Here is a 12819-nt window from a genome sequence, read left to right on the forward strand (position 1 = left end):
CGGGCGGTGTCACAGCTTTCCGCCCCGGCCGCCGTCCCGGCGCGGCGGCGCGATCAGCGTCGACAGGTACGGCAACGGCGTCCCGTCCAGTTCGGCGGCCGACCGCACCGACTCCTCCGGCAGTCCCAGCGCCGAGCCCCACACCGCGTCCCCGAGCCGCCCGGTCTCCCGCAGCGCCTCGGCGACCTCGGCGGCCTGCCGCCCGAACTTGTACGCCACGACCGTCCCCGGCCCGGCCAGCGCCTCCTTCAGCACCGCCGACCCGGCCGTCACGGGCACGAGGGTCAGTGGCTCGGTGCCCTCGGTCAGCACGGCCCCGGACCGCGCCGCGAGATCCTGCATGGCGGTGATCCCGGGCACGGTCTCCACGGAGACACCCGGCACCAGCTCCGCGATGGTCTGCGCGAGATAGGTGAAGGTCGAGTACACGTTGGGGTCGCCGATGGTGGCGAACGCGACCGAGCCGTGCGCCGCGAGCAGCTCGGCGACCCGCTGCCCGGCCGCGTCCCAGGCTGCCTCGCGCCGCGCCCGGTCGGTCCGCTCGTTCAGCGCGAACACCACCCGGACGACCTTTTCGGCGGGCACGTAGTGCAGCACCGTCGCCTCGGCCCGCCCCGGCTCCCCGGTGTCCATGACCGGTACGACGACGACATCGGCGGCCCGCAGCGCGTTGACCCCCTTCACGGTCACCAGCTCCGGATCACCGGGACCGACCCCGACCCCGACCAGCCTGCTGCTCATGACGTCCGGCACCTCTCCACGAACCGATGGGCGACACCGGGCCGGGACGCCCAGTGCGTGTGCAGATAACTCGCGTGCACGCCCTGCTGCACGAAACCTTCGACCCGCCGGACCGGGGCCCGTACGCCCCAGGCGGGAGCGGCACCGGCGTCCGGCTCGACGACCGTGCGGTGGAACTCGTGGCCCCGCATCCGCGTCCCGGCCGCCGCCAGCACACTGTCGCCGACGGCCACGGCGTCCCGGTAGCCGAGGGTCAGCCGATCGGTCATCCGCGCGGTGGCGTCGAGCACCCCGCACATGGGCTGCCCGTCCAGCGCGCGGCACAGGTAGAGCAGTCCGGCGCATTCGGCGGCCACGGGAGCGCCCGAACGGGCCAGTTCGGCCACGGCCCCGCGCAACGACTCGTTGGCGGACAGCTCGGCGGCGTACACCTCGGGGAAACCACCGCCGATGACCAACCCGGCCGTCCCGTCGGGGAGTCGCTCGTCCCGCAGGGGGTCGAAGGTGACGACCTCGGCTCCGGCGGCGGCGAGCAGCTCGGTGTGCTCGGCGTAGGAGAAGGTGAAGGCAGGCCCGCCGGCGACGGCGACGACAGGGGTCCGCTTCCCGGCGGACCGAGTCGGGTCCTGAGGGTACTTCTCGGCCGACCGAGACGGTTGGTCGTGGGCGGGCAACTCGGGCGTCCAGGGGGCGGAACCCTCTGGGAGGGCACCGGCACTCCGGGCGAGCCCCTCCAGCGCGGCCAGGTCACACCCCTGAGCCACCTGCGCGGCCATGGCCTGGACGGCGTCCACCGCCGCAGCCTGCCGCTCGGCGACCGGCACCAACCCGAGGTGCCGAGAGGGCGTATCCACCTGAGCGACCCGCCGCAAGACACCCAGGACCGGCACACCCGACGAGTCCAGAGCCTCCCGCAGGAGCGACTCGTGCCGGTCCGAGGCGACCTTGTTCAGGATCACGCCCCCGACCCGCACCTCCGGGTCCCAGGCGGCGAACCCGTGCACCAGCGCCGCCACCGACCGCGACTGCGACGAGGCGTCCACGACGAGCACCACCGGCGCCCGCAGCAGCTTGGCGACCTGGGCGGTGGACGCCAGCTCACCCTCGCCGGCGGCCCCGTCGTACAGCCCCATCACACCCTCGACCACGGCCAGGTCACACCCCCGCGCCCCGTGCAGGAACAGCGGAGCGACCAGCTCCGGCCCGCACAGGTACGCGTCGAGGTTGCGCCCCACCCGCCCGGTCGCGAGGGCGTGGTACCCGGGGTCGATGTAGTCCGGCCCGACCTTGTGCGGGGACACGGCGAGCCCCCGCGCGGCGAACGCGGCCATCAGCCCCGTGGCGACGGTGGTCTTGCCGCTGCCCGAGGAGGGCGCGGCGACGACCAGCCGGGGCACCGACGACATCACCACTCGATGCCCTTCTGGCCCTTCTGTCCCACGTCCATGGGGTGCTTGACCTTGGACATGTCGGTGACGAGGTCGGCGAAGTCCACCAGCTTCTCCGGCGCGTTCCGCCCGGTGATCACCACGTGCTGGGTGCCGGGACGGCCGCGCAGCACGTCGATGACCTCGTCGGTGTCGACCCAGCCCCAGTGCATCGGGTACGCGAACTCGTCGAGCACGTACAGCCGGTACGTCTCGGCGGCCAGGTCCCGCTTGACCTGCTCCCAGCCCTCGCGGGCCTTCTCCTCGTTGTCCATCTGCGCGTCGCGCTGGACCCACGACCAGCCCTCGCCCATCTTGTGCCAGTCGACGGTGCCGCCCTCGCCGGAGGCGCCGAGCACCCGGAGCGCGTTCTCCTCGCCGACCTTCCACTTCGCCGACTTGACGAACTGGAACACCCCGATGGGCCACCCCTGGTTCCAGGCGCGCAGCGCGAGCCCGAACGCGGCGGTGGACTTGCCCTTGCCGACGCCCGTGTGCACGACGACCAGCGGACGGTTGCGGCGTTGACGGGTCGTCAGCCCGTCGTCCGGTACGACACTCGGCTGTCCCTGCGGCATTACGCGGCCCTCCTCGACGTCCCCTGCACATCCCTGACCAGCCCGGCGATCGAGTCGGCCCGCAGCTCGTCCAGCGTGACGGCCGTACCGCCCAGCTCACCGGCGAGCTGTCCGGCGAGCCCGAGCCGTACCGGCCCCGACTCGCAGTCCACGACCACCGAGGCGACCTGCTCGGCCGCGAACAGCCGCGCGGCCCGCCCGGCCAGCGCCACCGGCTCGGGGCCGCCGGTGGCCCGGCCGTCGGTCACCACGACCACCAGCGCCCGGCGCGCCGGGTCCCGCAGCCGCTCCACCCGCAGCACCTCGTGCGCCTTCAGCAGCCCGGCGGCGAGCGGCGTGCGCCCCCCGGTCGGCAGCGACTCCAGCCGCGCGGCGGCGGCGTCGACGGAGGACGTCGGCGGCAGCGCGACCTCGGCCGCCGCCCCCCGGAAGGTCACGAGCCCCACCTTGTCCCGCCGCTGGTAGGCGTCCAGCAGCAGCGACAGCACGGCCCCCTTCACGGCACTCATCCGCTGCCGCGCCGCCATCGACCCCGAGGCGTCCACCACGAACAGCACGAGGTTGCCCTCACGGCCCTCACGGACCGCCTGCCGCAGATCGTCCCGCCGGACGACCAGCCCCGGCCCGGACCGTCCCCGCGCCCGCTGATGCGGCGCCGCGGCTTGTACGGTCGCCGCCAGATGCAGCTTGGTCAGCGTGCCCCGGGGCCGCCGGGCCCCGGTGGTCCGCCCGTGCTCCGTCCGCGCCCGCGACCGCCGCCCGGCGGCACCCTCGCCGACGCCGGGCACGGTCAGTGCCTTGGCACGGAAGGGTTCGGCGGCCCGTACGGCCGACTGCTCCTGCCCGCCGGACGCCTGCGGCTGCCCGCCCTCACCGGCCTCGGGCCGCGCGGCGCCGCCGCCGTCGTCCTGCGGACCGCTGTCGGGCGCCGGCTGCCCGCCGCCCCCGCCCGGACCGTCGGGGTCGTCGTCGCCGTCCCCGTCGTCCGCCCCGTCCCCGGAGAACTGCTCCAGCGTCTCGTCCAGCTTGTCCTCGTCCAGACCCGGCGCGTCGAACGGGTTCCGCCGCCTGCGGTGGGGGAGCGCCAGCAGCGCGGCCTGCCGCACGTCCTCGGCGAGCACATCGGTCCGCCCGGCCCACGCGGCCAGCGCGGTCGCCGTACGGGCCATCACGATGTCGGCGCGCATGCCGTCCACCTCGAAGGCCGCACAGGTCGCCGCGATCTGCCGCAGCGCCCCGTCGCCGAGGCGCACCCGCGGCAACAACTCCCGCGCCGCCACGATCCGCTGCCGTACGGCGGCCTCCTCGCCGGCCCAGCGCGCGGTGAAGGCGGCCGGATCGTCGTCGTACGCCAGCCGGCGCCGGACGACCTCCACCCGCTGCTCCGGCTCCCGCGAGGCGGCCACCTCCACGGTCAGCCCGAACCGGTCCAGCAACTGCGGGCGCAGCTCGCCCTCTTCGGGGTTCATCGTCCCGACGAGCAGGAACCGGGCCGCGTGCCGCACGGACACACCCTCCCGCTCCACGTACGAGGCACCCATCGCCGCCGCGTCCAGCAGCAGGTCGACCAGGTGGTCGTGCAGCAGGTTCACCTCGTCGACGTAGAGGATGCCCCGGTGCGCGTCGGCCAGCAGACCCGGTTCGAAGGCCTTCACGCCCTCGGCCAGCGCCCGCTCGATGTCCAGCGCGCCGACGAGCCGGTCCTCGGAGGCGCCGACGGGCAGCTCGACCATCCGCGCGGGGCGCTCGACGCCGTCGCCGGCCTCGTGCGGCCCGTCCGGGCAGCCCGGGTCGGGGGAGGCCGGATCGCACGAGAACCGGCACCCGGGCACCACGGCCACCTCCGGCAGCAGCGCCGACAGCGCCCGTACCGCCGTGGACTTCGCGGTGCCCTTCTCGCCGCGCACCAGCACACCGCCGACCGCCGGCGACACGGCGTTCAGCAGCAGCGCGAGCCGCAGATCGTCCTGGCCGACGACGGCCGTAAAGGGGAACGGGGTGGTCACTGGTCGCCCTCCAAGTCGCCTTCCAGCTCCAGGTAGGTGGCGCGCAGCCGCTCCAGCGTGTCCGCGTCCGGCTCCGCCCACAGGCCGCGGTCCGCCGCCTCCAGCAGCCGCTCGGTGATCCCGCGCAGCGCCCACGGGTTGGACTTCTTCATGAAGTCCCGGTTCTCCGGGTCGAAGACGTACTCGGCGCTGAGCTTCTCGTACATCCAGTCGTCGACCACGCCCGCCGTCGCGTCGTAGCCGAAGAGGTAGTCCACGGTCGCCGCCATCTCGAAGGCGCCCTTGTAGCCGTGCCGGCGCATGGCCGCCATCCAGCGCGGGTTGACCACCCGCGCCCGGAACACACGGTGCGTCTCCTCGCCCAGCGTCCGGGTCCTCACCTGGTCGGGGACGGCCGAATCACCCACGTACGCCTCGGGGTTGGCGCCCGTCAGGTGCCGGACCATGGCGACCATGCCGCCGTGGTACTGGAAGTAGTCGTCCGCGTCGACCAGGTCGTGCTCACGGGTGTCGACGTTCTTCGCCGCCACCGCGATCCGCCGGAACGCCGTCTCCATGTCCCCGCGCGCCGCCCGCCCGTCGAGCCCGCGCCCGTACGCGTAGCCGCCCCAGACGGCGTACACCTCGGCCAGGTCGGCGTCGCTGCGCCAGTTCCGCGCGTCGATCAGCGGCAGCAGACCGGCGCCGTACGCCCCCGGCTTCGAGCCGAAGACGCGGGCCGTGGCCCGGCGCCGGTCGCCGTGCTCGGCCGCGTCCTCCTCCACGTGCGCCCGGACGTAGTTGGACTCGGCGGGCTCCGCCAGCTCCGCCACCGCCCGTACGGCGTCGTCGATCAGCCCGACCACGTGCGGGAACGCGTCCCGGAAGAAACCGGAGATGCGGACGGTGACGTCGATGCGCGGGCGTCCCAGCTCCGCGAGCGGGATCACCTCGAAGCCGGTCACCCGGCGCGAGGCGTCGTCCCACACCGGCCGGCAGCCCAGCAGTGCCAGGATCTCGGCGATGTCGTCGCCCTGGGTGCGCATCGCGGACGTGCCCCACACCGTGAGACCCACCGACTTCGGGTACGCGCCGGTGTCCTGGAGGTACCGCTGCACCAGCGAGTCCGCCAGCGACTGGCCCACCTCCCAGCTCAGCCGGGACGGGATCGCCTTGGGGTCGACCGAGTAGAAGTTGCGGCCCGTCGGCAGCACGTTGACCAGGCCACGGGTCGGGGAGCCCGACGGGCCCGCCGGGACGTAACCGCCGTCCAGGGCCCGCAGGATGTGCCCGATCTCGTCGGTGGTCCGCGCCAGCCGGGGGACGACCTCGGCACAGGCGAACTCCAGCACGGCGACCGCGTCGGGGAGTTCGGCGCCGAGCACGCCCCGCAGGACGGCGGGGACGACCGTACGGTCCCACGCCCGCGCCTCCATCCCCTCCGCGATCCGCCGGCACAACTGCTCCAGCAGGTCGATGGTGTCGGCGGCGGTCCGGGACGGCCCGTCGACCAGCTCCGTCAGCTCCGCCGGCACCTTCACCGGGGCGCCCGGCTCCGCCAGCAGCTCCCTCTCCACCAGGCCGAAATGAGCCGCCAGCGCGGCCCGCAGACCGGGCAGCGCGTTCGCCTGGCCGCCCCACACCTGGGAGGCCCGCAGCACGGCCAGCACGAGGTTCACGCGCGGTTCGCCGACCGGGCCGCCGCCGAGGATGTGCAGGCCGTCGCGGATCTGCACGTCCTTGATCTCGCACAGATAGCCGTCGATGTGCATGACGAACTCGTCGAAGGCCTCGTCGTCCGGCTGCTCGTCCACGTGCAGGTCGTGGTGCAGCTCCGCCGCCTTGACCAGCGTCCAGATCTGGGCGCGGACGGCCGGCGCCTTCGCCGGGTCCAGGTCGGAGACGAGCGCGTACTCGTCCAGCAGCTGCTCCAGCTTGGCCAGGTCGCCGTAGGTGTCCGCGCGGGCCATCGGCGGCACCAGGTGGTCGACCACCGTGGCGTGCCCGCGCCGCTTGGCCTGGGTGCCCTCGCCGGGGTCGTTGACGATGAACGGGTAGATCAGCGGCAGGTCGCCGAGGACCGCGTCCGGCGCGCAGCCGGCGCTCAGGCCCAGGCCCTTGCCCGGCAGCCACTCCATCGTGCCGTGCTTGCCCATGTGCACGATCGCGTCGGCGCCGAACCCCCCCTCCGACGCAGCGGCCTCCAGCCACCGGTACGCCGCCATGTAGTGGTGCGACGGCGGCATGTCCGGGTCGTGGTAGATCGCGATCGGGTTCTCGCCGAAGCCACGCGGCGGCTGGATCATCACCACCACGTTCCCGAACCGCAGCGAGGCGAGGACGATGTCGTCGCCGTCCACGTAGAGGGAGCCCGGCGGCTCGCCCCACGCCTCGGTCATCGCGTCCCGCAGCCCGGGGTCCAGCTTCTCGAACCAGGCCCGGTAGTCCGCCAGCGGCACCCGCGCGGGCGCCGCCGCCAACTGCTCCTCGGTCAGCCACTCCACGTCGTGACCGCCGGCCTCGATCAGCCGGTGGATCAGCTCGTCGCCGCCCGAGGGGTACCCGGTGACCCCGTACCCGGCGTCCCGCAGCGCGTCCAGCACCCGGACCGCCGACGCGGGCGTGTCCAGTCCGACCGCGTTGCCGACCCGTGAGTGCTTGGTCGGGTACGCCGTGAAGACCAGCGCGATCTTCTTCTCCGCGTTCGGCTTGTGCTTCAGCCGGGCGTGCCTGAGGGCGATCCCGGCCACGCGGGCGGCCCGCTCGGGGTCGGCGACGTACACCGGCACCTCGTCGGGGCCCTGCTCCTTGAAGGAGAACGGCACGGTGACGAGCCGGCCGTCGAACTCGGGGATCGCGACCTGCATCGCCGCGTCCATGGGGGACAGGGCCGCGTCGGACTCCTCCCACGCGGCCCGCGAGGAGGTGAGGCAGAGCCCCTGCAGCACGGGGACGTTCAGCTCGGCGAGCGCGCCGACGTCCCAGGACTCCTCGTCGCCGCCCGCCGACGCCTGGGAGGCGTGCGTCCCGCCGGCCGCGAGCACGGTGGCCACGAGCGCGTCGGCCCGCCCCAGCAGCTCGTACAGCGCGGGGTCCGCGCCGCGCAGCGAACCGCAGTACACCGGCAGGGCGTTGCCGCCTCGCGCCTCGATCGCCTCGCACAGGGTGTCCACGAAGGCGGTGTTGCCGCTCAGTTCGTGCGCCCGGTAGAAGAGCACGCCCACGGTCGGGCGGCCCTCCCGGACCTCGTACGCGCCGTGCACGCCGAACTCGGGCATCCGGCGCGGCTCCTCGAAGCCCTCACCGGTCAGCAGCACGGTGTCCGACAGGAACCGGGACAGCTCCAGCAGGTTCGCGGGGCCGCCCTCGACCAGGTACTTCAGCGCCTCCGCGACCACGCCGGCCGGCACCGACGACTCCGCCATCAGCTCGGCGTCCGGCACGGCCTCGCCGCCCAGCAGCACGGTCGGCACGCCGGCCGCCTTCAGCGCGGCCAGCCCGTCCTCCCAGGCCCGCTTGCCGCCCAGCAGCCGTACGACGGCGAGGTCCGCGCCCTCGATCAGGCCCGGCAGCTCCCCGGCGACGTCGACGCGCGTGGGGTTGCCGATGCGGTAGCCGGCGCCGGACGCCCGGGCGGCCAGCAGGTCCGTGTCGGCGGTCGACAACAACAACACTGTGCTCATGCGGGCGCTCCCGGTGGAATGAAAGGCAGTCCTTGCGGCGCGCCCGACTCGATGAGCCGCCACAGCGCGTCCGTGTCCGCGTGCTGTTCGATCAGGTCGCCGAGCCGGTCGAGCTGCTCCTCGCGCAGCGCGGCGAAGGAGGTGTCCGGCGCGGGCACGAAGCGGCGGCCCGCGGCGGCGGCCACCTCGCGCAGGAAGGCCCGCCGGAAGCCGTCCGACTCCAGCGAACCGTGCCAGTGGGTGCCCCAGGTCTGGCCGACCCGGCAGCCGTCGAGGAAGGCCTCGCCCCCGTCGACGGTGGCCACACCGTGGTGGATCTCGTAGCCGTCGACCCGCTCGCCGAGGGCTTCGCCGCTGGGCCGGGTGAGGGTCTTCTCGCGGGCGAACCGCACCCGGACGGGCAGGATGCCGAGCCCGTCGACATGACCGCGCCGGCTCTCGACGTCGTCCTCGATGTGCTCGCCGAGGATCTGGAAGCCGCCGCAGACACCGAGGACGGGGCGTCCCTCGGCGGCCCGGCGCACGAGCGCGTCCGCCAGCCCCCGTTCCCGCAGCCACTCCAGCGCCCGTACGGTCCCGCGCGTGCCCGGGACGACGACGAGATCGGCGTCCGCGAGCTCCTCCGGGCGGTCCACGAACCGCACGACCACACCTGGCTCGGCGGCCAGTGCGTCCACGTCGGTGAAGTTGGACATCAGCGGGATCGCGCACACGGCGACCCGCAGCACGTCCTCGCCGACCGGGGGCGTCACGGCGGACTCGCGGACCGTGCCCCGCAGGGACACCCTCAGTCCGTCCTCCTCGTCGATGCCGAGGCCGTGCCGGAAGGGCAGCACGCCGTACGTCCGCCGCCCGGTGAGGTCACGGAGCATGTCCAACCCCGGCTCCAGCAGCCCGACATCGCCCCGGAACTTGTTCACCAGGAACCCGGCGACCAGCTCCTGGTCCTCCGGCGAGAGCAGGGCGACGGTGCCGAAGAAGGAGGCGAACACGCCCCCGCGGTCGATGTCGCCGACGACGAGCACGGGCAGCCGCGCGTTCCGCGCGATCCCCATGTTGACGATGTCGGTCCGTCGCAGGTTGATCTCGGCCGGGCTCCCCGCCCCCTCACAGATCACCGCGTCATACGTGCCCCGCAACTGTGCCAGGCAGTCCAGCACCGTGCCCAGCAGGCGCTGTTGGCGCCCGCCGTGGTACCCGCGCGCGCTCAACTCGCCCACCGGCTTGCCCAGCAGCACCACCTGGCTGCTCTGCTCGCCACCGGGCTTGAGCAGCACCGGGTTCATCAGCGCGGTCGGCTCGACGCGGCACGCCTGGGCCTGCATGGCCTGCGCCCGGCCGATCTCCGCGCCCTCGCGCGTGACGAACGAGTTCAGGGACATGTTCTGCGCCTTGAACGGCGCGACCTTCACGCCCTGGCGGACCAGCCAGCGGCAGATGCCGGCCGTCACGACGCTCTTGCCCGCGTCGGAGGTGGTGCCGGCGACGAGGAGACCACCGTTCACTTCCCACGTCCTTTCAGGAGGGCGCGCGCGGCGAGCGTGGTGCCGAGCGCGAGGAGACCGACGCGGCGGGAGAGCCGTACGGCCCGGTCGATGTCGGTGACGCGGACCGGCCGTCCGGTGGCGCCGTTCAGCACCGGGCGGTGTTCGACCCGGCCGCCGTAGGAGAGCGTCCCGCCCAGGCGCACGCCGAGAGCGCCCGCGAAGGAGGCCTCCACGGGCCCGGCGTTGGGGCTCGGGTGCCTGCGCGCGTCCGCCCTCCAGGCGCGCAGGGCGCCACGCGGATCGGGTCCGGCCACGGCGGCGAGCACGGCGGTCAGCCGGGCGCCCGGCCAGCCGGCGACGTCGTCCAGGCGGGCGGAGGCCCAGCCGTAGCGCCGGTGGCGGGGCGACTTGTGACCCACCATCGCGTCCAGGGTGTTGACCGCCCGGAACCCGAGCAGCCCCGGGACGCCGGCCACGGCGCCCCAGACGAGCGCGCCGACCACGGCGTCGGAGGTGTTCTCGGCGACCGACTCGACCACGGCCCGGGCGATCCCGTCGGCGTCCAGCGCCTGCGGGTCCCGGCCGCACAGGTGCGGCAGCCGGGCCCGGGCGGCCTCGACGTCCCCGGCCTGAAGGGCACGCCCGATGGTGCGGGCCTCCCGGGCGAGCGAGGTGCCGCCGACGACGGCCCAGGTGGCGGCGGCGGCCAGCGCGGCGGAAGCGGTGCGGGAGGGGCGTAGGGCGCGTGCGGTCAGCGCGCCGAGGGCGACGGCGCCGCCGGCGCACACGGCGGTGTGCAGGGCGCCCCAGCCACGGTGGTCGTGCCACAGGGCGCGCTCCACGGCCCCGGCCGCCCGGCCGAACACGGCGACCGGATGCCCGCGGCGCGGATCGCCGAGGAGCAGGTCACCGAGGACGCCGGCGGCGGCACCGTACGCGTATGTGCGATCGGCACCCATCGGCTCAGCCGGCCGTGGGAACAGGAACGGTCCTGGTACGGGTCCTCGATCGGCAGCCGAGCATGGCGATATGTGTCCTCACTCAGGGTGTCCGCGCCCTGGTTCGACGTGAAATCGGCGGTGAGAGTTCCTGGCTCCCGGGGGTTCTTCCCCGGTGACAGTGGCGGGACCGCGCCGGATTCGCACCGGCTTCCTCTCTTGCCGCCGTACATGGCCTGGGCAGTCCACCACGTGCCCGGAACGGCCGTCAACTTGCCTTTGACCTGGGACGCCGGACTGTGCTGAGGCCCACACCGCCGGCCTGCCGGACGGCGAGCAGGGCCGGTTCGCGACATGCGTCGGCCCCGCCGGGCCCCCTGGAGCGGGGGCCCGGCGGGGCCGATGCCGGGTGTCGGACCGTCAGGGCTTGACGACGATCAGGTAGATCCCGTACGCCACCGCCGCCGCACAGGCCGCGAAGCACACGTACGCGCCGGTGACCGCGAGCGCCGCGGACCCGCCCTGGGCCGCCGCCTTCTCACGGCGGGACAGGCCGTTGATGCCGAGGGTGAACAGGACCACCAGGCCCACCGTGAAAGCGAGGCTGACGCCGAAGACGGAGCCGAGGGCCGCCCAGTCGATCTTCATGGGGATGCTTCCTTCAGTAACCGTGTGCTCGGGGTCAGACCGCGGCGGCCGGCGGGGCGGCCGGGGCTGCGGGGGAGGGCTCGGTGGCCGGGGCGGGGATGGTGGCCGTCAGGTCCTCGCTGACGATGCCCGCCGGGGGCGGGGTCACGGCGGCGATGGCGGTGGTGACCACACCGGCCGGCTCGCCGGTCTCCTCGACCACGTTGGTGTGGTCGACGACCTCGCGGCGGGAGATCTTCCAGATCGCGGCGCTCGCGGCGACCAGGAAGACGGCGACGACGGCGGTGCCCCAGTCACCGAGGCCGGTGACGGACTCGGCGCCCGCGCCGACCAGGGCGGCGGCCGGGAGGGTCAGCGCCCACGCGACGAACATGCGGGTCGCGGTGGACCAGCGGACCACACCGCCCTTGCGGCCGAGACCCGCGCCCATCACCGAGCCGGAGACGACGTGCGTGGTGGAGAGGGAGAAGCCGAGGTGGGAGGAGGCGAGGATGGCGGTCGCGGCGCTGGTCTGGGCGGCGAAGCCCTGGCGCGGCTCCAGGTCGGTCAGGCCCTTGCCCATGGTGCGGATGATGCGCCAGCCGCCGATGTAGGTGCCGAGCGCGATGGCCAGGCCGGCGGAGAGGATCACCCAGGTGGGAGGGTTGGAGCCGGGGGCGATGGAGCCGCCCGCGACGAGGGCGAGGGTGATGATGCCCATCGTCTTCTGCGCGTCGTTGGTGCCGTGCGCGAGGGAGACCAGGCCGGCGGAGGCGATCTGGCCGGCGCGGTAGCCCTTGCGGGTGGCCTCGCCGTCGGCGGTGCCGCCGACGCCGTAGGAGAACCGGGTGGCCAGCAGCGAGGCGAGGCCCGCGACGATCGGCGCGGCGACGGCCGGGAGCAGCACCTTGGTGACCAGGACGTCACCGTGGACGGCGCCGAAGCCGGCGGAGGCGACGGTGGCGCCGACCAGGCCGCCCATCAGGGCGTGCGAGGAGCTGGAGGGCAGGCCCACCAGCCAGGTCAGCAGATTCCAGAGGATCGCGCCGACCAGGGCGGCGAAGATGACCTCGGGACGGATGCCGGTCTCGTCGACGAGACCCTTGGAGATCGTGTTCGCGACCTCCACGGAGAGGAAGGCGCCCACAAGGTTGAGGACGGCGGACATGGCAACCGCGATCTTCGGCTTCAGGGCGCCTGTGGAGATGGTGGTGGCCATCGCGTTCGCGGTGTCGTGGAAACCGTTCGTGAAATCGAACGCGAGAGCGGTTACCACCACAATCGCGAGGATCAGCGAGAAGCTTTCCATTTACCCAGGCAATCGTTCGAGGTCATTGGCTGGACGAACGTAGG

Annotated in this window: 9 protein-coding genes and 1 riboswitch; all 9 genes read right to left on the reverse strand. The window is 73.9% G+C overall.

Annotated elements, in window-relative coordinates:
* Positions 1 to 9 precede the first annotated feature (9 nt).
* The 9 genes from cobI to OO52_RS08445 all read right to left on the reverse strand — a co-directional run bounded on the left by cobI (position 10) and on the right by OO52_RS08445 (position 12775).
* A complete protein-coding gene (cobI, locus tag OO52_RS08405; protein WP_030642580.1) occupies positions 10 to 741 on the reverse strand; it encodes a precorrin-2 C(20)-methyltransferase in 732 nt (243 codons plus the stop codon).
* A complete protein-coding gene (locus tag OO52_RS08410) occupies positions 738 to 2147 on the reverse strand; it encodes a cobyrinate a,c-diamide synthase (protein WP_030642582.1) in 1410 nt (469 codons plus the stop codon). Before OO52_RS08410 ends, cobI begins: the two co-directional genes overlap by 4 nt.
* A complete protein-coding gene (gene cobO, locus OO52_RS08415; protein WP_014671916.1) occupies positions 2147 to 2746 on the reverse strand; it encodes a cob(I)yrinic acid a,c-diamide adenosyltransferase in 600 nt (199 codons plus the stop codon). The genes OO52_RS08410 and cobO overlap by 1 nt, the downstream gene beginning before the upstream one ends.
* Positions 2746 to 4752 (reverse strand): putative cobaltochelatase, encoded by a 2007-nt coding sequence (locus tag OO52_RS08420; RefSeq protein ID WP_030642584.1) that lies wholly within the window; start codon positions 4750 to 4752, stop codon positions 2746 to 2748. Before OO52_RS08420 ends, cobO begins: the two co-directional genes overlap by 1 nt.
* The gene (cobN, locus tag OO52_RS08425) at positions 4749 to 8414 is read right to left on the reverse strand and encodes a cobaltochelatase subunit CobN (protein WP_030642587.1); all 3666 of its coding nucleotides are present in this window, start codon (positions 8412 to 8414) and stop codon (positions 4749 to 4751) included. The genes OO52_RS08420 and cobN overlap by 4 nt, the downstream gene beginning before the upstream one ends.
* Positions 8411 to 9919, reverse strand: coding sequence for a cobyric acid synthase (locus tag OO52_RS08430; protein WP_030642589.1), 1509 nt, complete (start codon positions 9917 to 9919; stop codon positions 8411 to 8413). The genes cobN and OO52_RS08430 overlap by 4 nt, the downstream gene beginning before the upstream one ends.
* A complete protein-coding gene (locus OO52_RS08435; RefSeq protein WP_030642591.1) occupies positions 9916 to 10860 on the reverse strand; it encodes a cobalamin biosynthesis protein in 945 nt (314 codons plus the stop codon). Before OO52_RS08435 ends, OO52_RS08430 begins: the two co-directional genes overlap by 4 nt.
* 105 nt (positions 10861 to 10965) lie before the next feature.
* Positions 10966 to 11104, reverse strand: a riboswitch (cobalamin riboswitch).
* A 155-nt stretch (positions 11105 to 11259) separates the two neighbouring features.
* Positions 11260 to 11487, reverse strand: coding sequence for a hypothetical protein (locus tag OO52_RS08440; protein WP_014671911.1), 228 nt, complete (start codon positions 11485 to 11487; stop codon positions 11260 to 11262).
* A gap of 34 nt (positions 11488 to 11521) precedes the next feature.
* Entirely contained in the window at positions 11522 to 12775 is a 1254-nt protein-coding gene (locus OO52_RS08445) for an inorganic phosphate transporter (protein ID WP_030642593.1), read from the reverse strand.
* Between the last annotated feature and the right edge of the window lie 44 nt (positions 12776 to 12819).

Source organism: Streptomyces flaveolus (genome assembly GCF_000716535.1).
Taxonomy (GTDB): Bacteria; Actinomycetota; Actinomycetes; order Streptomycetales; family Streptomycetaceae; genus Streptomyces; species Streptomyces flaveolus_A.